Raw genomic sequence first — 23,534 nt, 5'->3', positions numbered from 1 at the left:
CATAACGATAATACTGTTCGTTCTTTTCCTGATGCTGCGACAAGGTCCAGTTACCAACATATGACCCAGAAAATATTTTACCGAAAATCCTCCGGTGAAAAGGTTACTGCGTCTGCAATTCGCTGGTCATTGATGATGACCATAAAAAGTCGGTCAAGCCCCATGGCGATTCCAGCGGCAGTATCCAACTGTTGCAGATCAGAGAGAAACCGCTCCGGCATCAATACATCACCACCAGTATTCGCTTTTATTGCCGCTATCTCAAGGTTAAATCTTGCCCGCTGCTCATCGGCATCGGTGAGTTCAGAAAAGCCATTGGCAAGCTCTATCCCATTTATATACAGCTCAAAACGTTCCGCCAATGTCGGCCTGTCAGCCTTTTTTCTGGCAAGGGATCCGAGCTCCACCGGATAATCGTACAGAAAAACTGGTGCAACCGTTCCCAGATAAGGTTCGATATATTCAACGAGTATCTCATCGAATTGTCCTTCACGCAGAGCCTGGTCCAGATGCACCGGACTGTATCGGGCAAACGCATCGGCAACCGACAACCGTTCCCAGGTATGATCTAAATTGATACCTGAAAAAAAAGATGTAGCCGCAAAATTCTTCTCTGCCTGCAGTTCCAGCAGGTTTATTAGCAGAAATCGTAACAGCATCTCACAGTCTACCATCAGCTGGTAATAATCAGCACCGTTTCTATACCATTCCAACATCTGAAATTCTTCCAGATGCAATCGTCCCTTCTCTTCTTTTCGAAAACAGTGACAAATCTGGAATATCTTGCTGTGCCCTGCGGCCAACAATCTTTTCATACAGAGTTCGGGTGAGGTCTGCAGATACTCCTTTTCGGATTTAAGCGGCGTTATATTACTCTCCGGAATATATACCGGTTGACGGATGGGGGTGTCGACTTCAAGAAAACCATGGTGATCAAAGAACGATCTGATGAAACGAAAAAAGGCTGCGCGCAGGTGCAGCCTTTTTCTGTCAAGCATTTGAATTTACTCTTTTACCCGGGTAACATATTCCCCGGTCCGCGTATCAATCTGTATTTTATCCCCTTCTTCAACAAAGGGGGGTACCTGGAGTTCGTAACCTGTCTGTACGGTGACCGGCTTGGTATCGTTGCCGGAAGTATCGCCTTTGGCCCATGGATCGGCCTTCGTTACTGCCAGATTGACGAAAATAGGCAGGGTGACATCGATAGGCAGATTATTGTAAAACACCACATCCAGTTCCATATTGTCGATCAGAAAATGCGTATTATCACCAAGCTGTTCTCTGGTGAGCACAAGCTGTTCGAAGTTTTCCGTATCCATAAAGTGGAATTCATCTCCCTGGCTGTAGAGGAACTGCATTTTCCTCTCTTCAAGCTCGGCCTTCTCAAATTTATCATTTGAACGATAGGTTTTGACAAGTTGATTGCCGGTGATCATATTTCTCATCTTGGTTCGGTAAAGTGCCTGCCCCTTCCCCGGTTTAGAGAATTCAAAATCAGTCACAATATAAGGATTCCCATCTATTTGTACTTTTAAACCTTTTCTTAAATCAGAGGCCGTGAGCATCGTACTTCTCCATATCAACTTTTCTTTATGTGAATGGCATGCGCCATATATACGTTTTTCTTCAGAGGACAAAGGCAAAGCCGTATCCTTTATTGTCCTAAACGAAGCACTATACCTGTCTTCAGGTTTATTGCGCAACTGTAAAAAAAAGGTTTTTGGCATAGCATAACGGAATAAATTGAATTAATTTCACCGTGCGGACGGCTAACCTCCAACCATAATGAACCCCTTTTCGATACTGCGAGAAAAAACAATGTATATCGGCATCCTTTCGGATACCCATCTCCATGCAGTAGATGCATCCTTTATGCAGCAATGTGCCACAGCTTTTACCGGTTGCGACATAATCATTCACGCCGGAGATCTCACCGATGTATCCATCCTGCAAGCGTTTAAGGGCAAGGACATTCATGCGGTGTGTGGTAACATGTGCAATACAACAACGCGGCAAATTTTACCACCGCAGAAACATATTGTACTCGGCGGATACTCCATCGGCATTACCCACGGAGCTGGTCCTCGCCATACTATCGAAGAGAGAGTTTTGGAACAATTCCCCAACGCCGACTGTATTGTATTCGGTCATAGCCATCAGGCGGTTTGCCACAGAATCGGCAAGACACTGCTCATTAATCCCGGCAGTTTTTCTGGCACTGGGCGATATGGAGCCGCCGGAACTTACGCTCTTCTTAAAATCGACGGGAATTGTCCCGATCCCTTGTGCGCCACCCTGCATACGCTGCCCGAACAGATATGAAAAACTTATGGACCCCATGGCGTATTGAACATGTGCTCGGCGATGTACCTAAACCTGGTGGTTGTCTCTTTGAACCGGATACCTGCTGCAGCTACGACTACAAGGCCAGGAAAGCAACATTGATGCTCTATCGGGACAACCATTCAGTGGTACTTTTGAATCGTTTTCCCTATGCCAATGGTCATCTGCTTGTAGCTCCCCTCCGTCACCTGAGCTGTATCACCGACCTGACCGAGGTCGAAAACTGCGCCCTCATGGAGATGGTGAAGGCTGCAACGGCTATTTTAAAAATGCATCTTAAACCGGATGGTTTCAATATCGGCTGTAACATAGGGGCTACGGCAGGTGCCGGTATCGCCGATCACCTGCATTTCCACATCGTCCCAAGGTGGGATGGCGATCATAACTTTATCAGCGTGCTGGCGGAAATACGAACCATCCCCGAACATATTGAAGCGACCTTCGACCGGCTCTTCCCTGATTTTTTTGCTCTTAATCAAAAAAACGTATGACAACAATGACGCAACTCACACCCATGCTGCAACAATACCTTGAAATTAAGGGGCAGCATGAAGACACCATACTTTTCTATCGCATGGGTGATTTTTATGAAATGTTTTTTGACGACGCCATCGTCGCTGCAAAAATACTCGGCATAACCCTCACCTCAAGAAATAAGAAAAGCGATGCGGTTCAGGTGCCCATGTGCGGGATACCCTACCACGCGGCCCAAAACTATCTGGCTAAACTGATTAAAGCCGGTCGCCGGGTTGCCATCTGCGAACAGACAGAAAATCCGTCTGAAGCAAAAGGGATCGTTAAAAGAGAAGTTGTCCGCATCATTTCACCGGGAGTCATTACCGACGACCTGCTCCTCGACGATAAAAGCAATAATTATATCTGTTCCCTGGTGCTTAAAGAAACCAGTGGCCAAAAACTTTACGGCGCAAGCTTTCTCGATGTCAGTACCGGTGAATTTCTCGTCGGTGAATACGGTGATAAGAGCGAAAACGGAGAGGACATTCTTGACCAGTTAACCCGCCTCATGCCTTCAGAACTCCTCATTTCCGTCACAGAACGACATTGTCTGGCGTCCCTTATCGAACAGATCAGCATTCTCATTCCCAGCATCTGCATCACCGAACGTGATAGCGCGCATTACCATGGGACTGCCGCGAAAGAATTACTTTGTGATCATTTTGCGGTGGTCACTTTGGATGGCTTTGGCTGCAGCAGACTTACCGCCGGAATAATCGCCGCGGGGGTATTGCTTGAATATATTCAAGAAACCCAGAAGACTGCTGTCGATCATATAGAAAAATTATCCCCGCTGGACACCAATTGCATCCTGCATATCGACGATTCCTCGAGAAGAAATCTCGAACTGACCCAGACCATCGTCGGAGGCCAGCGGCAGGGATCTCTGCTGTCGGTTCTTGATCACACCTGTACGCCAATGGGAGCAAGACTGCTGAAACATAATCTACTTTTTCCTTTGCAGGATAAAGACCGAATTATCAATCGACTGGACGCCGTTTCTTTCTTTTTTAAGAACAGCTCGGTCCGTAAAGAATTACGTAGCCTGCTTGAGCAGGTATACGATCTGGAACGACTGAACGGCCGGATGATACTCGGCTCGGGAAACGGCAGGGATATGCTGGCCATGAAAAAATCCTTTGCCTGTCTACCGGCTATTTACACCCTGCTCAAGCAGTGCGACACCCGAAAATTGATCGATCTCCGAAATCAATTCGACCCTCTTACCGACCTCCATGCATTGCTCGAGAAAGCAGTGCACCCTGAAGCGCCTGTTACCCTGCGCGAAGGCCATCTCATCAAAAGCGGATACAACGAAGAACTGGATGAACTGGTCCATCTGCTGCGCGATGGCAAGCAGATGATCCTTGAGCTGGAAGGCAGAGAACGCGAAGCGACGGGAATTGGCAAGCTGAAAATCGGGTATAATAAGGTGTTCGGATATTTTATTGAGGTCAGCAAAATACAGGCTGACAAAGTACCCGATTCCTATATCAGGAAACAAACCCTGGTCAATGCCGAACGGTTCATCACTCCCGAACTCAAAGAATTTGAGAATAAGGTTGTCGGAGCGCAGGACCGACGAGTGGAGCTCGAATACCTGCTTTTTCTCGAAATTCGTGCACAACTGGCAGAAAACAGCAGCCGCCTGCTGCAAACCGCCCACCTTCTCGCCCAGCTGGATTTTTTGTCCGCCAACGGTGAAATGGCCCACCTGTTTAATTATCGCCGACCGGAGATGAATGATGGCGATGAGATTCAGATTGTTGAAGGGAGGCATCCCGTCATTGAAAGAAGCCTGCCATCCGGTAAATTTGTACCCAATGATGTCCATCTTGACCAGACATCCGATGAGGTGCTCATCATCACCGGTCCCAACATGGCTGGGAAATCAACGGTTCTCCGACAAACTGCGCTCATTGTCCTTATGGCCCAGATGGGGTGCTACGTCCCGGCGCAGAAAGCTGTTATCGGCATTGTCGATCGAATTTTCACCAGGGTTGGCGCCATGGACGATTTACGCCGTGGCCAATCGACCTTTATGGTGGAAATGAGCGAGACGGCTAATATCTTAAATAATGCGACCGAGAAAAGTTTAATAATTCTTGATGAAATCGGCCGGGGAACCTCTACCTACGATGGATTGTCCATAGCCTGGGCTGTAGCGGAAGACCTGGTACAGAAAAATAACAAAGGAGTAAAAACGCTCTTTGCCACCCACTATCATGAATTGACCGAACTGGCGAAAATCAATAAGCGAGTACAAAACTATTCGATAGCCGTACGTGAATGGCAGGGCAATATCATTTTTCTCCATAAACTGGTAAAAGGGGGAACAAGCCGGAGCTATGGCATCCAGGTTGCCGGCCTGGCAGGAGTTCCGGATAACGTCGTCCTTCGGGCCGGTGAGATACTCCGGGACATTGAACACGGCAAATTCGGCCAGACCACACATTCTCCGTCCATCCGCAAAAAATCGACCAGGACCAAAAAGCATCCGGATCAACTTACTCTTTTCTCCCCTCCTGACGATCCGATAAGGGACTATCTGCACCGCCTCAACCTTGACCAATGTGCTCCTCTTGATGCATTGCAGGCCCTGTATGCATTAAAGGATATGCTGAAAACCTGATGCCATTGCTCTTACCGGGTTCAGCAGCCGTCAAAAGCCACCCCACTATTTACTTTGCCATGGTCCCTGCTTTTAGGTATACTGAGAATAGTTCCGATTAATTATTGGATTTATACAATAAATTTTCACAATCATCCTCTGAAGCGTGGGGCACCACTTTTTTCACCATGAGCAGTAGACCCATTTTTCTTTACCTCGCAATTGTTTTACAGCTACTTCTCCTGCCGTTTGACCTCCTCGCTGCCGGTCATACCACCTGGAAACAGCAGCCTCCAGCCGATCGATACAATGCAGCCAAGTCATATTACCAGCAACTACAGACGGATACAGGCCTCTCCGCCTCCAGGGATAACTGGTTGAAAGGGGCGAGAGATTTCCGCCGGATCTATCTTTCCAGTCCAAAAACCGATCTGGCACCTGCCTGCCTCTATATGCTTGGGCGGATGTATGGTGATATGCATGATCATTTTCACAACAGCAATGATCTCAATGAAGCCATATCCTACTTTAAAGACACCGCACGACTCTTTCCCCGCCATCGTCTGGCAGACGATGCCTATTTTGCCCTCGCCCAACTCTACCTGGACAAAAAAAACGACCCCCGCAGGGCCGCAGATCCTCTCATTGAAATCGTAAATAAGTATCCCAAAAGTGACATGCGCCCGCAGGCGGAGGAACTCCTGAAAGGGTTATCCAGGGAGAATGATATCGCCTTGCCAAAATCAATACTGTCGTCTTTCGGCCATAACAAGCTCAGTGATGTACTTCCCGTTAAATATTGGTCTTCAGACAATTATACGCGGGTCGTAATCAAATCTTCCGCCCCGGTCAGCTATAAGGATTTCCAGAGAGAAGAGACGCCGAAAGCGCTGAACAAACTCTACATAGACTTCAATAAGAGCTACATTGCACCGCAGTATCGAGCGCCTGTTCCTATCAAGGGAGGGCTTCTTCGCGGTATTCACACCGCGCAGTTGAATCCGGATACAGTTCGCGTTGTTCTGGATCTTCAGTCCATTGGCGATTACAAAATATTTAACCTGCCGAATCCTTTCAGAGTGGTGATAGATGTCCGCGGCGAAAGTAAAAAATCCGCGCAGCTCCCATCTGGCAAAATCGTCGGCCACCGGCAGGATATCCCCGGAATAACAGAACACACCAAGAAAAGAGACATTGCCGTTTTGCGAGGTGCCAAAAAGATAGTACTTTCCCCATCCCCTTCTAAAAATGAGCCCAAGATAGAAGAAGTCTCATCCAGCGCGCCTCTTTCTCTGGCGCAACAGCTTGGCTTAGGGGTTAGAAAAATTATTCTCGATCCAGGTCATGGAGGAAAGGATCCAGGCGCCATGGCCTTTGGTTTGAAAGAAAAAGATATAGTGCTCGATCTTGCCACAAAGCTTGCCCCCATTCTTGAAAAAGAGCTCCATTGCCAGGTAATTCTAACCCGGAATCAAGATGTTTTTATACCTCTTGAAGAACGTACCGCAATTGCCAATACGCAGAATGGTGACCTCTTTGTGTCGCTTCATGTAAACGCGCATCCATCGGCACAAGTTCGCGGGCTTGAAACATACTATCTCAATTTGAGTACCAATGCAGAGGCAATGAGGGTTGCTGCCCTGGAAAATGCCACATCCACGCATCAGATGAGCGATCTTCAGGATATTCTGTCGGATATTATGAAAAATTCGAAGATCAGTGAATCTTCCAGATTGGCGCAGCAGGTGCACAGCACCATTGTTGAAGGGGCAAAGAGCAACGGCTATGCCGATATAAAAAACCTTGGCGTCAAACAGGCACCGTTTTATGTTTTGATTGGTGCCCAAATGCCGGCCATCCTGATTGAAGTAGCTTTCATCAGTAATGAACAGGATTCCCAAAATTTACAGGATCCGAGATTCATGACGATGATCACAGAGCAAATTGCCAGTGGCATCCGTGCCTATGTGAGTAAGACAACGGCGCAGCTCTCCCTCGATAAATGATACTGCTTTCTGACAACACTATTTGATGTCCTGAGCGCTCGTGCCGATCCATCAAATAAAAAAGGGCCGCTCTCTCGCGAGAGCGACCCTTTTTTATTTGTTTCTTCAGTATTCAGCTCATTACGCCAAAAACTTTTACCGAATCTTTTCAGTACCCCTTATGGAGGGATATGAATTTCTCAGTCACTAACGGTTTGCAACTTTCAATCGGGCAAGCGCACGCTGCAGAGCGATTTCCGCTCTTCTACGATTAAAATTGTCCGTTTGCTGAGCAGCCTGAGCAAGTCGCTTTTCAGCTCTTTCTTTTGCTCTCATTGCCCTTTCAACATCTATTTCACTGCCGGCTTCGGCACTCTCAACGAGAAAGGTGATCTTATTATTTGAGACCTCGCAGAATCCTCCACTGATCATGAGGGATTCTCTTTTTTTGCCGTTCTCATAGGTAAGAGTACCGATTTTAATTGTCGACAGAAAAGGCGCGTGATTAGCCAGTACGCCGAAGTCTCCGCCATAGCCGGGAGCATTAACGATATCAACATCTTCGTTAACCTTCGCGCCGGTCGGAGTAACGACCTCAAGTCTTATCTGTTGTCCCATCGGATATCCTCTTGAGCAAATTATTTGTACTTTAAATTTCTCTTTTCCGCTCCTGTTTGGCCGAAAAGCGGATTTTTTAAAAGTACCTGCACCCCGCAAGGGGCATAGCGCAAGGCGCTATCCCCCCTCGGGAGTAGTATCTAAAACTAGATTATCTTTTATGACTTGGATTTGGCGTCTTTCGCTACGGCTTCATCTATAGAACCGACCATATAGAAGGAGTTTTCATTGAGATCATCATGTTTTCCTTCCAGAATCTCTTTGAATCCCTGAACCGTATCGGCAACCTTGACGAATTTGCCTGGCATACCGGTAAAAACTTCTGCAACCGTGAACGGCTGTGACAGGTATCGCTGAATTTTTCTGGCCCTCGAAACGAGCTGCTGATCTTCCTCGGAAAGTTCATCCATACCGAGAATTGCAATAATGTCCTGAAGATCTTTATATTTCTGGAGGGAAACCTGAACCCCACGCGCCACCTGATAATGCTCTTCACCGATTACATTTGGATCAAGGATTCTCGAGGTAGAGTCAAGAGGATCCACAGCAGGATAGATACCGAGCTCAGAGATCTGTCGTGAAAGAACAACAGTTCCATCAAGATGCGCAAAGGTGGTTGCCGGTGCAGGATCGGTCAAGTCATCAGCGGGTACGTATACGCATTGAACGGCGGTAATCGACCCTTTGGTAGTGGAGGTAATCCTCTCCTGCAACGCACCAAGGTCAGTTGCCAGTGTCGGTTGATAACCAACAGCAGAAGGAATACGGCCAAGCAACGCGGACACTTCGGAACCAGCCTGGGTAAAACGGAAAATGTTATCAACGAAGAACAGAACGTCCTGTCCCTCTTCATCGCGGAAATACTCTGCTGCGGTGAGACCGGTCAAGGCAACACGAGCACGGGCGCCAGGGGGTTCGGTCATCTGCCCATACACCAGAGCAGCTTTAGGCAGAACGCCGGAATCCTTCATTTCGTGGTAGAGATCATTCCCCTCACGAGTACGCTCGCCGACACCACAGAAAACTGAAATACCGCCATGATGCTGGGCGATATTGTTAACCATCTCCATCATGATAACCGTCTTACCACAACCGGCGCCACCGAACAGTCCCATCTTGCCGCCAAGCGGGAAAGGCACGAGCAGATCTATGACTTTGATTCCGGTGGCGAGAACACGTACCTCAGTATCCAGCTCAGTGAATTCAGGTGCGTCGCGATGAATAGGCAGGGTTTTATCTGATACGATAGGTCCCAAACCATCAACAGGTCTGCCAACAACATTCATGATTCGACCAAGTGAAGCAGGTCCTACCGGAATGGTAATCGGTAATCCGCTATCTCTCACTTGCATGCCCCGTACCAGACCATCGGTCTGGTCCATGGCAATACAGCGACAGGCATTGTCACCGAGATGCTGGGCAACTTCGATAACCAGATTGTCCTCAACATCGTTTATGCCAGGATTGGTTACAAAACAGGCATTCATGATGGCAGGCAATTTTCCAGGCTCAAATTCCACGTCAACTACAGGTCCGATGACCTGGGTAATTTTTCCTATTTTTTGCTCACTCATTGGGCTTTACCCCTCCTCTAAAGTCGTTGATTATCAATTTGATAAATTATTATTTCAGGGCTTCTGCACCGCCAACGATGTCCATAAGCTCACTTGTAACGGCAGCCTGTCGAGCCTTGTTGTAGACAACTGTCAGGTTTTTGACAATATCCTTGCATGCATTGGTGGCATTATCCATTGCCGTCATACGGGCAGCATGTTCGCCTGCCCCCACTTCAAGCATTGCATGATAAATCTGTACGTTGAGATACAGGGGCTGGAGGACATCCATGATCTCCTCGCTGGAAGGCTCGTAAATATAGTCACCAGTGATTTTCTTCTCGGCACCTTCTTCCGCCGCAACAGGTTGAACAGGCAAAAAAGGTGCAACTGCGGGTACCTGACGAACGACTGACTGGAATTCACCAAATAATATTTCAACCTTATCAGTTGTACCGTTCAGAAAATTATCTGCGAGATCCGTAGCAATTTCCCTGGCATGAAACATCTGGAAGTTCCCCATTGTTTCATTATACCTTTTTCTGACCTTGTCCGTTTTTCGTAACAGCTGATATCCTTTTTTACCGACACAGACAAAACTTACTTTTTTGCCCTGTCCTTCATATTCCACCATCTTTTGCAACGCAAGTTTAATGATGTTGGCATTGAAGGAGCCGCACAGCCCACGATCAGAGGTAACAACCACCAATTCCACTGCCTTTACATCTCGATTTTCCATCAATGGAAAGGCATTGGTGTTCGCACCACCAGAAAGATTGGACATCGCTTCAACAAATTTTGCCGTGTACGGTCTAAAGTCCTCCATCTTTTCCTGGGCACCACGCAGTTTCGCCGCAGCCACCATATTCATGGCTTTGGTGATCTGGGCTGTTTTTTTGACACCCGAGATTTTGGTTTTTACTTCCTTTAGAGTCGCCATATTTTGACCTATATGAAATTAGTGACTTGGAAATGAGTTCCTTAGTATTTTTGGTAAGTAGTCATTTCGTGAAGGAACTTACCCCCCTCAGGGAGGTGCTGAAAAGCACCTCACACTTTTAATGGGTTAGTTAAGACCTTTTGTCGCCTTGAAAGTATCGCCAAAGCTCGTCAGTACCTTGTTAAGTTTCTCCTTGATTGCATCGGTAAATTTCTCTTCCGCAACCAGATCACTGAAAATACTCGACTCGTTGGATTCAATATAATTGTACAATTCTCTCTCATAGTCAGCCAGGGTATCAATAGGCAGTTTGTCAAGATAGCCGTTGGAGCCAGCGTAGAGAATAGTGACCTGCTTCTCCATTGGCAGCGGTTGATATTGCGGTTGCTTGAGAATTTCAACCAGCCTTTCCCCGCGGGTCAGTTTGGCCTGGGTACTGGCATCGAGATCTGAGCCGAAAGCAGCAAACGCGGCGAGCTCACGATACTGGGCAAGATCCAGCCGGAGGGTACCTGCAACCTGCTTCATCGCTTTTACCTGGGCGGAACCACCGACGCGGGATACGGAAAGACCTACGTTGATAGCCGGACGAACACCAGAGAAGAACAGGTTCGGCTCAAGATAGACCTGACCATCGGTAATAGAAATAACGTTCGTCGGAATAAAGGCGGAAACGTCTCCAGCCTGAGTTTCGATGATCGGCAGGGCGGTGAGGGAGCCCGCTCCGAGCTCGTCATTGACCTTTGCCGAGCGTTCCAGCAGACGCGAATGGTTAAAGAAAATATCACCAGGATATGCTTCACGTCCCGGCGGGCGGCGCAGCAGCAGAGAAAGTTCACGATAGGCAACAGCCTGCTTGGAGAGATCATCGTAAATGATGAGAGCATGCATCCCGTTGTCGCGATAATATTCGCCCATGGAGCAACCGGCAAAAGGCGCGATATACTGCATTGGAGCCGGATCGGAGGCACATGCGGAAACCACGGTGGTGTATTCCATCGCGCCATGCTTTCTGAGGGCCTCTACAACCAGAGCAACGGTTGATTTTTTCTGGCCGACAGCCACATAGATGCAATGTACGTCAGTATTTTTCTGTGCAATGATAGCATCAACACAAAGAGAAGTCTTACCAATCTGACGGTCACCGATAATCAACTCACGCTGCCCCTTGCCAACCGGGGTCATGGCATCAACAGCCTTGGAACCGGTATAACAGGGCTGATGAACACCTTTTCTGGCGATAACACCAGGAGCCAGCACTTCAATTTTTGAGGTGAATTCAGAGTTGATTGGCCCGAGTCCATCGATGGGTGAGCCAATGCCATCAACAACACGACCAGCCATGGCGGGTCCTACTGGTACCTCGGCGATTTTTCCGGTACGTTTGACAATATCGCCCTCTTTGATATTGGACACGTTGCCAAGAACAGCACAACCAACGTTGTCAGCTTCAAGGTTCAGGGCAAGGCCCATAATTCCACCAGGAAATTCCAACAGTTCCATGGCCATACAGTTCTGTACGCCATAAACACGGGCAATACCGTCGCCTACGGAGATAACGGTACCAGTCTCGTTCAGATCAACGCTGGTCTCATAGGCCCCAATCTGATCTTTGATAATCTGACTAATTTCTGCGGCTTTAATCTGCATCTATTCTCTCCCCTTAATGGAATCTTTTAAACCTGCAAGCTGGGTCTTTATACTCCCGTCCAAAACCAGATCACCAACCTGGGCAATGATACCGCCAATGATGGATTGGTCGACACTGGTTGTGAGTTTAACTTTCTTGCCTGTTAACTTTTCTAAAATTGTTTGTACATTTTCTTTTAACTCATCACTCAGCTCAATTGCTGAAATAACATTGCCATGGCTGATGTTTTTTGCTTCATCAACCATGGTCTGATAGGCTACAGCTATTTCCGGCAATATTTCTGCCCGTTTTTTCTGAACTAAAAGATTGAGAAAGTTGCCCATGATCGTATCAACCTTCATGGAACCTACTATCCCTTTCATGACATTTTCTTTAACATCCATTGGATAGAGGGGATTAGTCAGAGCGTCAACAACCTCCGGATGACTCAAATATAAATCGGCCAGGCCTTGGAGAACCTCTCCGTACTCTTCGTATTTTTTCTGCTCCTGACCGACGGTGAATATTGCCTTGGCGTATCTTTTTGCGAGGATAGTCTGTTTCACTGTACGGCCCCCACTTTATCTAAATAAGTTTCGATGATCTTCACCTGGTCATCCATGGTGAGATTCTTGACGATGATTTCTTCGGCAATAACAGCCGCCTGGTCGGCCACCTCGTTTTTGAGGGTTCGCCGAGCTTCAGTGACCTGATTCTGCACAGCCATTTCAGCTGAACGCATTAAATCGGCGGCTCCCTGCTCAGCCTTCTCGAGAATCTTGGCTTTCTCAACTTCGGCTTGGGCGATAGCCCGTTCCACAATCTTGTCTATTTCTGATTCGACCGTGGCCAGTTTAGCCTGAAATTCATTGTATGAACTCTCAGCTGCCGCCCGTTTCTGCTCCAGAGTCTCAATCTCATCCTTGATTTTCTTGCGGCGTGAGGAAAGACCGGAACCAATCGGTTTGGCACCAAACTTTACCAGAATAATCATCAGGGCGATGAAGTTGACCACCCGCCAGCCGAGATCTTTGACCTTGGCGGCCGACAGGCTGTTGCTGACTGCATGACCACCTTCGCCGTGCGCCGGGGCAGCAGCATCGCCGGCATGTGTGGACTCAGCGGTCATCGCCTGATCACCGGCCGGTGCATGGGCTCCAGTTTCAGATGCGAAAACCGTTCCGAAAGACAGAGCGAACCAAAGAGTCAATGTCAGCAGGCTTATCAGCCGTGCAATATGCTTCTCTCCATTCATTATTAGATACTCCTCCCCAGAATTTTGCTTGCCATTTCGGTTGCAAACCCACTCAAATCGGCCTGCAAACTAGTTCTGGCTGTACCAATCTCTGCCTTAAGTTCGGCGAGTTTGCCTTCCTTGACCGCATCAGCCTCTGCCTTAATTGCCGCCAGCTTTTCGTCGCCGGCTACTTGTGCTCCAGCTCGCGCGGTGTCGAGTGCGGCTTTGGCCTTACCAGAAGCCTGAGCCATCTTTGCATCAACCTCTTCCTGCCGGAGTTTTGCGTTTTTCTCGAATTTCGAGATCTCTTCCTGCATTCCCTGCAGTTTTCCAGATCTCTCCTTGAGAATCCTCCGAATAGGCTTATAGAGGACTCCATTAAGGAGAAACATGAGTACAATCATGTTAACAATCTGAATAAACAAAGTGATATCCGTCGTAATCATGTCAGTAGCTCCTGCTTAACTAGGATAACGAAAAAAAAAATTGACATTCATTGAGGCAATGAATGATGACCGCATTACAGTTTTTCTTGAAATTAAAGGTCTAAAATCACCAGAAATAAAATGAACGACCATTCACTAACAGCAAAAAATTCTTACTGTAAATATGTTGTGCTGTCAACTAATTTATATATTTCGTCCTCCGTAAAGTTGAAAGGCAAGTCCTCCATAAAAATGCAGGCAGATGCGCGTGATGCGCCGCATAATTTCAATCTGGCCTGTGTACATTTTTATTGCAGCAGATTCTGCACAGCCTTAGGAACGGACCTGATTGCTTCGCTGAGCTTATCGACCATAGGCCCGCCAGCCTGAGCCATATCAGGCCGCCCACCGCCTTTACCACCAACGATTTTCGCTATGCTGTTGACGAGATCGCCCGCTTTTATCCGCAGAGTTAAATCACTGCTGACGATTGCCAGAAGCGCGGCTTTGCCGTTAATAGTCCCCCCCAGAACAGCGACCCCGGAACCGAGACCCTCGCGCACTTTATCACCAACGTCGCGAAGTGTCTTCGGACTGTCAAGGGGGATCTCCGCACCTATCACTTTCAAGCCGTCCACCAGCACGGCATTGTTAAAGACTGCATCCAGGTCCGAACTCGCCAGCTGTCTGGACAAATCGGCGACCTGTTTCTCCTGGGATTTGAGATTTTTAAGCAAGGTTTCAATCTTCCCGACAATTTCTTCGGCGCTGCCGGCATTCAGCAATGCCCCTGCCAGACGCTCTCTTCTCGTCATAGCCTGTATTTCGGCAAAAGCCGCGCGTCCGGCCAGAGCTTCTATACGCCGAACCCCGGAAGCTATACCACTCTCTGACTGGATCTTGAAAACACCTATGTCACCCGTGGCTCGGACATGAGTACCGCCACACAATTCTTTACTGAAATCGGCCATAGACACAACACGAACGTTGTCGTCGTATTTCTCACCAAAAAGAGCTGTGGCCCCGCCTTTAATTGCGTCTTCCTTGGCCAGAAGCTGTGTTGTAACCGAGCTGTTTTGTCGAATTTTCTGGTTGACCAGATATTCAATTTCTTCGGTTTCCTCGACAGATAATGGTGAAAAATGAGTGAAATCGAATCGCAGTCGATCCGGCCCAACTAAAGAACCTGCCTGTTTGACATGATCGCCAAGGACCTTGCGCAACGCCGCCTGGAGCAGATGCGTTGCCGAATGATGCGCCGCAATATCCCCCCGCCGATCCTCTGCAACAGACAAGACCACTTCAGTCGCGACGGCCAGTTCTCCTTGTTCTATTTCTACCTTATGGAGGAAAATTTTTTCTCCCTCAACCGATGTGCCGATCACTTTCGCCCGGCCACCTGGCCAAGCCAGCTCACCACAATCACCGACCTGCCCCCCCGACTCCGCGTAAAAAGGGGTCCTGCGGACAAAGAGATGGCCGCTCTCGCCTGCCCGCAAACGTTCCACCCTGTCCCCTTGCATATTGAGCAGGCCCTCGACACTGGTATTCACCGATGATGCATCATAGCCGATGAATTCTGTTTTTTTGCCTTCTTCGGCAAGACTTTTCACCCCCTCGCCAAGAAGTCGTACACCTTCATCCTTGCGCGAATGCCTCGACTTGCGTCGCTGGTTGTCCATCTCAGCGCTAAAACCGGCTTCATCGAAACCGAGACCTCTTTCCAGAGCAATATCTCTCACAATATCAAAGGGAAAGCCAAAGGTGTCATAGAGCTTGAAGATAAAGCTCCCCGAAATGACCGGGGAGGCATCCCCCGCACGTCGGGCGATTTCCTCATCAAGCAATGCCAGGCCATGCTCCAGGGTTTCCCGGAAACGCTCTTCTTCATTGTCGACAACCTTCGTCAACAGGGCCGTTGCATCGGCCAGATGCGGATAGGCGCCGATCATTTCGGCAACAACCGCGCTGGTGACCTGTCCCATAAAGGGTTTGTCCAGACCCAGATATTTTCCATAACGAACTGCCCGGCGCATTATTCTGCGCAGGACATACCCCCGGCCCTCGTTCGATGGCAATACCCCGTCAGAAACCAGAAAGGTCGTTGCCCGGGCATGATCGGCGATAACCCGCATAGCGGTATCGTCCTGTGCATTAACACGGTAGCTTTTTTGGGAAAGCTGTTCAATCTTGGCTATAATAGGAAGAAAAAGATCTGAATCGTAATTGTTGAATTTGCCCTGCAATACAGCTGCCACTCTTTCCAACCCCATGCCGGTATCTATACTCGGTTTTGGCAGAGGTGTCAGTGTCCCGTCCTCAGAGCGATTGAACTGCATAAATACCAGATTCCACAGCTCTAAAAAGCGATCGCAGTCACAGCCCAATGCACATTCCGGCCGACCGCATCCGGCCGCCGCACCCTGATCAATATGAATCTCTGAACACGGCCCGCATGGTCCGGTATCTCCCATTGCCCAGAAATTATCCTTTTCACCCATCCGGACGATTCGACCTTTGGGGAGCGCTTCAATCTTCTCCCACAGACCATGTGCTTCATCGTCATCATCATATATGGACACCCAGAGATCTTGAGGGTTCAGGCCAAGTTCTCCCGTCAAAAAATCCCAGGCATATCGTATGGCATCCTCTTTGAAATAGTCGCCGAACGAAAAATTTCCCAACATCTCAAAAAAAGTATGATGTCTGGCCGTATACCCAACATTTTCCAGATCGTTATGCTTGCCGCCTGCCCGGACGCAGCGTTGGCTGGTAACTGCCCGTATATAATCTTTTTTTTCTTCTCCCATAAATACAGTTTTAAACTGTACCATGCCTGCATTGACAAAGAGCAGGGTCGGATCGTCCTTGGGCACGAGAGAAGAACTGTCAACAACGGTATGGCCGCGATCCTTAAAGTAATTCAAAAATCTGCTGCGAATTTCATTTCCTTTCATAACTTTCTGGCAAAACCTGTTAAATTAAATATTTACGAACTCGTCAAAAACCAAAATTCATGATGGATTAGTAAAAGTTTTTCATACGTAAGCCGTAAGATTTTTCTTTCAGCGCAGTGTACGGGAAAACGCCGCAATGTAAGAAAAATTGCACCAGCGACACAGACAACAGCAGTTCTCCCTTTTGGGGTTTTTAGGACGCCATCGTAAATGAGGCAGGCAGCTATTCGTTCCGAGCGATAATAATGGGCAGAATTTGCTTGAATTCCGGACTTCCCGCCTTGCCAAGCAATTCATAAATCAACATTTCCGACGATCCAATCGTCGCTCCTATAGCCTGCAGCCTTGTGAGACCGATCTGATGATCATCCATTTTCCTCGATGAAACACCATCGGAGACGACCCAAACATTCAATCCTCTTGCCAGGATCCCCATAGCCGTCTGATAGATGCAGATGTGGGTCTCCACACCAGCAAGAATTACAGTATCCACCTCTTTCGGCAAGCAGGCGATACGCGCTTCTGTTTCTTTATTGGCCAGGGCATTGAATTCGGATTTATCAAGGTAATCGATTTCGCCAAGGAGCGCCTCAATGCTTGGCACATAGGGGCCCAGTCCCTTTTTATACTGGGTGTTGGCAATAATCGGAATACCTAGAATTCTGCCGCAGCGAATCATAAATTCAATAACCCCAACAACATGGTCGACAGCTATGATTTTGGCCATAAGGCTTTGCTGCACATCAATAATTTGCAGACAGACATTGCCTGGAGTTAGAAGCCGATTTTTCATTGAACATTCTCCATAAATGTAAACTCCCCGTGTTGTCACTTTTTCCAATAAACTCAATTCTCCCGTGAGATTCAAGTTTATCCTTTCATCCGGCTAAAAATAATGGCACCTCACAGGGATGCCTCACAGGTCGAAAGTCTGCTCTGTTAATTGCAGAGGCAGCAGGGAACGGCTTTATTTATGAATGGAAAATATATATTGCGCGACAACTGTCTTGGGCGGTATTGTGCGGCGGAACCAAGTGGAAGATGACTGGGCCATCATAAAAAATAAGCTACCATGTGCAAAAAGTGCTTTACAAAGTCGGCACAGCTATTACACTTAAAAATTAAATACTTTCACAGAGAGAGACGATGCAAGACGAACAGATTGAGGCGATGTCAAAGCTGCTCAAATCAATGTCCCATCCCATCCGCCTGAAAATTCTTTGCCTGCTCCAGGATAAAGAGCTTTCCGTGGGTGAGATCAGGGACCAGGTCAAGACAACCAATGCCAATGTTTCTCAGCACCTGAACATCCTGCGTGGTCAGGGGATAATTGACTACCGCAAGGACGCTAATTTTATATTCAATAAAATTACCGACAAACGCATCCTGGAGCTCATCCAGAAAATGCGCGCTTTATTCTGCCCAAATTTCTAACTCAGGACACAAGACAATGATCGTTTCAGATTGGATACATGTTCTAGCCGGATCGTTTATCCTGCTCAGTCTTTCATTAGGCGTCGAGGCCAGTCCAATTTTCCTCAGTAAATACTGGCTCTTTTTTACTGCTTTTGTCGGCGTCAATCTTTTGCAGTTCGGCTTTTCCAAGTTCTGCCCATTAGGATTCATTTTGAAAAAGCTTGGTGTTGCCGAAAGCCGTCAGTAACCGCCGAAACCACTACCTACTTCCTCTCCATACGCGCGTCACAGGAAGCCTGCCAGCAACATGCTGTTTCGGAACAGACCTCTTTTTTGCGAAAACAGGAGGGGTTGCCCTCTTTTTCCTGAATCCGGCCGATGAGTTCTGCCAGCTTGACGCCCTTCTCCTGCGGGATACCAAGCATAAGCGCCCTTTTCCTGGCCAGAGAAAACAATTTAGGGCCTTTTTTATATTTTTTATCTGACATGGAGTCCCCCGTTTTGTCTATGATCTATTGTGCAAAATGTACTCCCCTGTTGCGTTATTTCAATACATTCAGATAACATTATTTCCAAACAGTACCATACTATTACTGCCCCCGGGAAGAAACGCACCAAAAAACCGGCAGCTAAGTCCGGCAAACAAAAAATGATCCGCAAGAAATTCCCCCATCAATAAGCTTTGCGGGATTTTTTTCAATACTCGCGTGCCGGGTCCTCTGTTCAGTCTCCGTGCTGTGCGGGGACTTTGTTCAGTACCCCCTTGAGGGGTGTAAGTTCCTTCACGAAATAATTTTCTTGTAAAAAACACAAGAAGGATTGATAGCAAAGCACTAATCCCGCCCAAAAGCTTTGCGGGACTCAGTTCAGTACCCCCTTGAGGGGTGTAAGTTCCTTCACGAAATAATTTTCTTGTAAAAACACAAGAAAATTATTTCTAAGTCACTAAATAGGCAGAATATGGTATTCCTCAACAGTAGCGTGCATGCCGTTTATGACCTGCCCGTTTCTCCCATCTATTGACACCGGATCGCCAAAACCTATGCGCACCCCGGCGATTTCACAGTATTGATCAGCTTCGTAGACCTTCAGGCTGCTGCATCCGACGACACAGGTCTTCTCAAGCCGGACGGCTACTACCGAGGCATGAGAAGTTTGTCCCCCTCTTGACGTCAACAGCCCATCCGACTGACTGACCACCTTGATGTCTTCCGGTACGGTGTCCTGACGAATGAGAATGAGCGGGGTGCCCGGGTCCGTTTTTCTGAGCATGCGGATATTGTCCTCGGTAAAAACGGCCCGTCCGGAAAGCGCCGACCCCGAAACCCCAACGCCCTTGCCAAGATGGGAAGTGGCCAGTGTCGGGCTTTCGATAAAGACGTTGAGATGTTCTTTTTTCTTGATGGTGATCATGTCCCGTGTCTGCAGGAGATAGAGTTCCTCCGGCTCCGGTCCCTCAAAGGTAAACTCGATTTCCTGAGGATTCCACCGCTTGTCGTAGACCAGCTCCCGGGAGATCTCCAGCAACTTTTTATAGATTTTCGGAAACCGCACCTCCATGGTTTCATCCACCGACCGGCCATCGAGTTTTGCCTGCTCCACCGAGACAGCACAGCTGGATACCAGGCCGGAAACGATATCCTCCCCCTGGTCGCCGTAGGCGTAATCGCCCCACAGCGCCACCCGCTGCACCTTGCGGTAGGGGTGCGCAGTAAAAACTACCCCCGCCCCTGAATTGCCACTCTTGTTGCCAAACACCATGGCCTGGACAATGACTGCAGTGCCCCAGGAATCCGACACATCCATTATTTTACGATATTCAACGGCCTTCTGGGTTACCCAGGAGGCGAGAACCAGCTGGATAGCATTAACCAGCTGCAACCACGGATCATCGGGAATACCGTGCCCTCTCTGGCGGATCAGCCGTTGATAGGACAGGGCGAGTTCCTTCATCTGTTCCGGTGAAAAATGCCGTTTGAGGCTCACATTATATTTGGCCTTGGCATTGTTCATCAGAATCTGAAATTCCTCTCTGCCGATACCGGAAATCATTGCCCATGACTGCAAGAATCGCCGATAATTATCCCAGGCAAGATAGGCGTTGCCGTTATTGGCAATGAACTCTGTGATCAGTTCTTCATTAACGCCGACGTTACTGACGGTGGCCATCATCCCCGGCATGGAAATGGCGCCGCCGCTGCGCACCGACAAAAGCAGAGGAGACTCCGGCGAGCCAAAGACCTTGCCCGTGAGCTGTTCAATTTCCGTCAGAGCCCGACGTATTCCCAGCATGAACTCTTCACGTGTTTTGGCATAGCCAAAGACTATCTCCTGGCAGCGAAAAATCTCGGTGGTGATAACGAAAGCCGGTGGTACCCGTTTCCCGTCTTCAGTGAGGGTGGCCAGATTATATCCCTTATTGCCCAGATGAATCAGGTTATTGGTGAAAGGGTTGGGCTTATGCAGCAGAGACAAGGCCCGTTCCGGATTATAGGTCATCAACAGGTCGAGTTTTCTCTGATCAAGAAGATCCTTTTGATTCTCCAGGGTCTGCAGGATCCGCATGATAAAATTATCAAGATGCTGCAGACCGAAGGTTGAAGAAATCAATTCCCGTAAAAAAACCTCTGACAAACGCTGTACCGTCGTGCCGATTTCGGATTCATCATACAGGTTGCTATATTTATCTAGAATATTCTCACGGCCGATCTGGGGAATGATGATTGACAGGTTGTTCTGGTGAATGTTGGTGTAGAAGGCATAAATTATATCCTTGACGCCTTCGGACATCCCACGAAAAATATCCAGGTACTGGGTGTAAGAAAAGCGCCTCACCTTGAGCGAATTCTCCAATAGTGCAAGATAGGTAAAAAGCTTGCGGGAGGTAATGCCGTCGACAACCAGAGCCCGAAGGAACAGCTTGATACAACGGACGATATTATAAAAAGTGGCTTGAGTAATGATGGACAGATTAACGGTTTCCGGCAGCTTCTCGAGATAAAGATTGGCCAGATTCTCAAGACGAAAGGTAAGACTGAGAGCGTCGAATTTACGCTCTTTATATCTGCCGTACACGGACGGAATATCGACGGCGATATGTCGCTTATAATAGATATCCTCTTGTGCTTCAAAGGTTTTTTCCGACAGGATAATCTCCTGCAACCCCTCGAGAGCAGTCAATAAAGCGTCCAGGCAATGCTCCGTATCAGAATGGTTAAGGCCCGCCAGCAGCCCCTCCATCTCCGGAAAACCATCGTTTACTGCCCTGGTGATTTCCGAATGGAGCTGGAGAAAACCAAGCTTGTATTTTTTATGGAGGAGCTTGTACATCCGAAGCAGCAGTTCAAAGCGGCGCACCTCATGGGAGTTCAGATCTATCTGGCGGCCGAGAAAGGCGGCAATCTGCTCATCGTCCTGCAACAGGATATCCTCGACCCGATCAATTCCCATCTCTTTCCAGAGCCTGTCGCTCAGAATGCACTGATCATCAATATATTCGCCTTTGGTCTTTACCTGGACATACACTTCCTCGGGAATAAATGGAAAAAGGAGGGTCTTATCCCGAGTCTTCCAGAAAAGCACAATGGCCTGAATGAAATCAACGATGAGGTTCGAGCTTTCGACATGCCCCTGTTTGCGTAAAAAGTGAATCAGGATATCTTTTCGTTTATGGATTTCGTCAAGTTCTGTGGAGACATCGCGCAATTCACCTTCTGATCCAATTTCATTGAAGAAAACCGGCATCAGTTTGGCAAATTGCTTCGACAGATTGTAAATCGGTTCAATGGGATGATTGAGCAGCTGGGTAATGTCGCGCTGGAACAGATCGGTGTCTTTTATGCAGGTTCCCGACAATTTCAGGTTAATGATAAGGGCGGAAAAGAGCGTTGAACACCACTTGGGTTCTCGCATAATCAGATAGAGCCACACCCTGATATTGGCCAGATGGGCTGGATTGGTCAAAGGCTGCCAGTTTTCATCAACGCCGACGACACTTGCATGTTGAAAACCAAAACGCACCACGCCCCATAAAAAGGCCTCCACCATCTGGCTGTTGCTGCGATCGAATACCTCGGCGCCAAGGACCTGAATGCATTGCAGGGAGGTATGCGGATATTTGCGGACATTGGCCTTGAGCAGTTTAAAGGTGGTCAGCAGAAACTCTTCAATTTCCTCAAACGTCTGCTCTCTGATGAGTTGAACCAGGCTGCGGTTGATTTCCCGCAGCGTTTCCTCATGAATCAGATACAAGCCCTGGGTATCCATGATCTTGAACAGGAAAAGCAGTTTCCTGTTCTCGTTAAAATAATGAACAAAAGCCCTGCCCTTCTGCTCCAACTCCCTGAAGACCTCTTCGGCCTCCACCAGCTTGTTGGGCATGTCGCGGTAATACTTGACAATATCGATATGGTCGGGCAACTCAAGCATTGCCTGCAGGCCGGATCTGGGATTTTTTTCCAGATTCAGCCCCTTGAGCACCGCCAAATGCTCTTGCATCATCTCATGTGAGATGACCTGAAATAACTGGGAGGAGTGGAAATCTGCGGCCGGAATGGAACAGCGATCGAGAAACCAGGCGAGGGGGTCATCCTCCTGCAACCAATATCCATAGCAGCGGTGCAGTATAGCCTGCACGAGTCTGGCGAGGGGAAGAAAATCAAAATGACTCTGGTTTTCATCGGTTATCTCCAGCAATTTCGCGGCTATCTTATTGAGCGGATGCTGGCCGTGAACAATCTGAACCATGATTGGTCGATCTGTCCTGTCGAGTGCGGCAATGTTGTCAAAAACAACATTTAATTCCAACTCGTATCGTTGCAGATCCGCCGCGGTCAAGTTGCTAACCACCTTATCAAGCCATATCGTCAGCGCCCCGACGGCCTGGGACAGGAGTGCGGCATCCCGTTGCGTTTCTTGCAGGGCTTCCATAAAAAGAGCGGCAAACAATCGAAAAGCAGCCGGCCCTTTTTCATGCATTCTATAGTGATTGATGTTTTTTAAAACGAAGCTGCGCAACTGCGGCAGGACGATTTTCCAATTACGGAACGGATGGCAGACCTCGTAGAGCAGTTTTTCAAGAGTGGAGTGCAATCCTTTGAAATTTTCGACGACCTCCAGCAGGACATGGAGCTCCGGGTCGATTATCACATGCCCCGCCGTCTCCAGCAGATTGGCTTTCAGTGCATCCGACTCAATTGCTGCATCGCTCTTTATGTTTGTCATATCCGTTTATTAACCCTTCACAAAGTTGATCGCCCCATGGAAATCGATACCTGACTATAATGAATACCCCCCTCCAT

At 48.1% G+C, this 23,534-nt stretch carries 19 protein-coding genes; 6 read left to right on the top strand and 13 right to left on the bottom strand.

Translation table 11 applies throughout. The features are described from left to right. Window positions 1–77 precede the first annotated feature (77 nt). Together epmA and efp are read right to left on the bottom strand one after the other, a co-directional pair. Window positions 78–998 (bottom strand): EF-P lysine aminoacylase EpmA, encoded by a 921-nt coding sequence (gene epmA / locus FCL47_RS16935; RefSeq protein WP_136814717.1) that lies wholly within the window; start codon window positions 996–998, stop codon window positions 78–80. 6 nt (window positions 999–1,004) lie between these two features. Next, entirely contained in the window at window positions 1,005–1,568 is a 564-nt protein-coding gene (efp, locus tag FCL47_RS16930) for an elongation factor P (RefSeq protein ID WP_136814716.1), read from the bottom strand. A gap of 253 nt (window positions 1,569–1,821) precedes the next feature. Between efp and FCL47_RS16925 the strand changes: the two genes are divergently transcribed. From FCL47_RS16925 to FCL47_RS16910, 4 genes are all read left to right on the top strand, one after another. Next, window positions 1,822–2,325, top strand: coding sequence for a metallophosphoesterase family protein (locus tag FCL47_RS16925; RefSeq protein WP_136814715.1), 504 nt, complete (start codon window positions 1,822–1,824; stop codon window positions 2,323–2,325). Further along, window positions 2,322–2,837, top strand: a complete 516-nt coding sequence (locus FCL47_RS16920; protein ID WP_136814714.1) for an HIT domain-containing protein — start codon at window positions 2,322–2,324, stop codon at window positions 2,835–2,837. Before FCL47_RS16925 ends, FCL47_RS16920 begins: the two co-directional genes overlap by 4 nt. Window positions 2,838–2,842: 5 nt before the next feature. Continuing rightward, the gene (mutS, locus tag FCL47_RS16915) at window positions 2,843–5,494 is read left to right on the top strand and encodes a DNA mismatch repair protein MutS (RefSeq protein WP_240744275.1); all 2,652 of its coding nucleotides are present in this window, start codon (window positions 2,843–2,845) and stop codon (window positions 5,492–5,494) included. A 167-nt stretch (window positions 5,495–5,661) separates the two neighbouring features. Next, entirely contained in the window at window positions 5,662–7,479 is a 1,818-nt protein-coding gene (locus FCL47_RS16910; protein WP_136814712.1) for an N-acetylmuramoyl-L-alanine amidase, read from the top strand. A gap of 186 nt (window positions 7,480–7,665) precedes the next feature. On the opposite strand, the gene FCL47_RS16905 is transcribed toward FCL47_RS16910, so the two are convergent. The 9 genes from FCL47_RS16905 to FCL47_RS16865 all read right to left on the bottom strand — a co-directional run bounded on the left by FCL47_RS16905 (window position 7,666) and on the right by FCL47_RS16865 (window position 17,611). Next, window positions 7,666–8,076: a F0F1 ATP synthase subunit epsilon gene (locus tag FCL47_RS16905; protein WP_136814711.1), complete on the bottom strand. Its 411-nt coding sequence runs from the start codon at window positions 8,074–8,076 to the stop codon at window positions 7,666–7,668. A 158-nt stretch (window positions 8,077–8,234) separates the two neighbouring features. Further along, the gene (gene atpD, locus FCL47_RS16900) at window positions 8,235–9,650 is read right to left on the bottom strand and encodes a F0F1 ATP synthase subunit beta (protein WP_136814710.1); all 1,416 of its coding nucleotides are present in this window, start codon (window positions 9,648–9,650) and stop codon (window positions 8,235–8,237) included. A gap of 49 nt (window positions 9,651–9,699) precedes the next feature. Next, window positions 9,700–10,569 (bottom strand): ATP synthase F1 subunit gamma, encoded by an 870-nt coding sequence (gene atpG / locus FCL47_RS16895; RefSeq protein WP_136814709.1) that lies wholly within the window; start codon window positions 10,567–10,569, stop codon window positions 9,700–9,702. Window positions 10,570–10,695: 126 nt separating this feature from the next. Continuing rightward, window positions 10,696–12,219, bottom strand: coding sequence for a F0F1 ATP synthase subunit alpha (atpA, locus tag FCL47_RS16890; RefSeq protein ID WP_136814708.1), 1,524 nt, complete (start codon window positions 12,217–12,219; stop codon window positions 10,696–10,698). Then, a complete protein-coding gene (gene atpH, locus FCL47_RS16885; protein ID WP_136814707.1) occupies window positions 12,220–12,765 on the bottom strand; it encodes an ATP synthase F1 subunit delta in 546 nt (181 codons plus the stop codon). It abuts the gene before it with no gap. Further along, a complete protein-coding gene (locus FCL47_RS16880) occupies window positions 12,762–13,454 on the bottom strand; it encodes an ATP synthase F0 subunit B (protein WP_136814706.1) in 693 nt (230 codons plus the stop codon). The genes atpH and FCL47_RS16880 overlap by 4 nt, the downstream gene beginning before the upstream one ends. Window positions 13,455–13,456: 2 nt before the next feature. Further along, entirely contained in the window at window positions 13,457–13,882 is a 426-nt protein-coding gene (locus tag FCL47_RS16875) for an ATP synthase F0 subunit B (RefSeq protein ID WP_136814705.1), read from the bottom strand. Window positions 13,883–14,169: 287 nt separating this feature from the next. Further along, window positions 14,170–16,818 (bottom strand): alanine--tRNA ligase, encoded by a 2,649-nt coding sequence (gene alaS / locus FCL47_RS16870; protein WP_136814704.1) that lies wholly within the window; start codon window positions 16,816–16,818, stop codon window positions 14,170–14,172. Window positions 16,819–17,041: 223 nt separating this feature from the next. Beyond that, entirely contained in the window at window positions 17,042–17,611 is a 570-nt protein-coding gene (locus FCL47_RS16865; protein ID WP_136814703.1) for an isochorismatase family protein, read from the bottom strand. A 353-nt stretch (window positions 17,612–17,964) separates the two neighbouring features. Here FCL47_RS16865 and FCL47_RS16860 point away from each other — a divergent pair, with 353 nt between their 5' ends. Beyond that, on the top strand, window positions 17,965–18,252 hold the full coding sequence (locus FCL47_RS16860; RefSeq protein ID WP_136814702.1) for a helix-turn-helix transcriptional regulator: 288 nt from the start codon (window positions 17,965–17,967) through the stop codon (window positions 18,250–18,252). A 16-nt stretch (window positions 18,253–18,268) separates the two neighbouring features. Then, complete coding sequence (locus FCL47_RS16855) at window positions 18,269–18,481, top strand: DUF2892 domain-containing protein (protein ID WP_136814701.1); 213 nt, start codon at window positions 18,269–18,271, stop codon at window positions 18,479–18,481. A gap of 16 nt (window positions 18,482–18,497) precedes the next feature. Here the strand turns inward: FCL47_RS16855 and FCL47_RS16850 are convergent, their stop codons facing one another. Next, the gene (locus FCL47_RS16850; RefSeq protein ID WP_136814700.1) at window positions 18,498–18,722 is read right to left on the bottom strand and encodes a hypothetical protein; all 225 of its coding nucleotides are present in this window, start codon (window positions 18,720–18,722) and stop codon (window positions 18,498–18,500) included. A gap of 457 nt (window positions 18,723–19,179) precedes the next feature. Further along, a complete protein-coding gene (locus FCL47_RS16845) occupies window positions 19,180–23,457 on the bottom strand; it encodes a PEP/pyruvate-binding domain-containing protein (protein ID WP_136814699.1) in 4,278 nt (1,425 codons plus the stop codon). Between the last annotated feature and the right edge of the window lie 77 nt (window positions 23,458–23,534).

This window comes from Desulfopila sp. IMCC35006, assembly GCF_005116645.1.
Lineage (GTDB): Bacteria > Desulfobacterota > Desulfobulbia > Desulfobulbales > Desulfocapsaceae > Desulforhopalus_A.
This window is presented reverse-complemented; position numbering and strand designations above follow the sequence as displayed.

Coding starts and splice junctions, on each gene's coding strand:
- atpA (WP_136814708.1), bottom strand. CDS start 12,219: ATGCAGATTAAAGCCGCAGAAATTAGTCAGATTATCAAAGATCAGATT.
- FCL47_RS16925 (WP_136814715.1), top strand. CDS start 1,822: ATGTATATCGGCATCCTTTCGGATACCCATCTCCATGCAGTAGATGCA.
- FCL47_RS16905 (WP_136814711.1), bottom strand. CDS start 8,076: ATGGGACAACAGATAAGACTTGAGGTCGTTACTCCGACCGGCGCGAAG.
- FCL47_RS16910 (WP_136814712.1), top strand. CDS start 5,662: ATGAGCAGTAGACCCATTTTTCTTTACCTCGCAATTGTTTTACAGCTA.
- efp (WP_136814716.1), bottom strand. CDS start 1,568: ATGCTCACGGCCTCTGATTTAAGAAAAGGTTTAAAAGTACAAATAGAT.
- FCL47_RS16875 (WP_136814705.1), bottom strand. CDS start 13,882: ATGATTACGACGGATATCACTTTGTTTATTCAGATTGTTAACATGATT.
- FCL47_RS16920 (WP_136814714.1), top strand. CDS start 2,322: ATGAAAAACTTATGGACCCCATGGCGTATTGAACATGTGCTCGGCGAT.
- mutS (WP_240744275.1), top strand. CDS start 2,843: ATGACGCAACTCACACCCATGCTGCAACAATACCTTGAAATTAAGGGG.
- epmA (WP_136814717.1), bottom strand. CDS start 998: ATGCTTGACAGAAAAAGGCTGCACCTGCGCGCAGCCTTTTTTCGTTTC.
- alaS (WP_136814704.1), bottom strand. CDS start 16,818: ATGAAAGGAAATGAAATTCGCAGCAGATTTTTGAATTACTTTAAGGAT.
- FCL47_RS16855 (WP_136814701.1), top strand. CDS start 18,269: ATGATCGTTTCAGATTGGATACATGTTCTAGCCGGATCGTTTATCCTG.
- FCL47_RS16865 (WP_136814703.1), bottom strand. CDS start 17,611: ATGAAAAATCGGCTTCTAACTCCAGGCAATGTCTGTCTGCAAATTATT.
- FCL47_RS16880 (WP_136814706.1), bottom strand. CDS start 13,454: ATGAATGGAGAGAAGCATATTGCACGGCTGATAAGCCTGCTGACATTG.
- atpD (WP_136814710.1), bottom strand. CDS start 9,650: ATGAGTGAGCAAAAAATAGGAAAAATTACCCAGGTCATCGGACCTGTA.
- FCL47_RS16860 (WP_136814702.1), top strand. CDS start 17,965: ATGCAAGACGAACAGATTGAGGCGATGTCAAAGCTGCTCAAATCAATG.
- atpG (WP_136814709.1), bottom strand. CDS start 10,569: ATGGCGACTCTAAAGGAAGTAAAAACCAAAATCTCGGGTGTCAAAAAA.
- FCL47_RS16850 (WP_136814700.1), bottom strand. CDS start 18,722: ATGTCAGATAAAAAATATAAAAAAGGCCCTAAATTGTTTTCTCTGGCC.
- FCL47_RS16845 (WP_136814699.1), bottom strand. CDS start 23,457: ATGACAAACATAAAGAGCGATGCAGCAATTGAGTCGGATGCACTGAAA.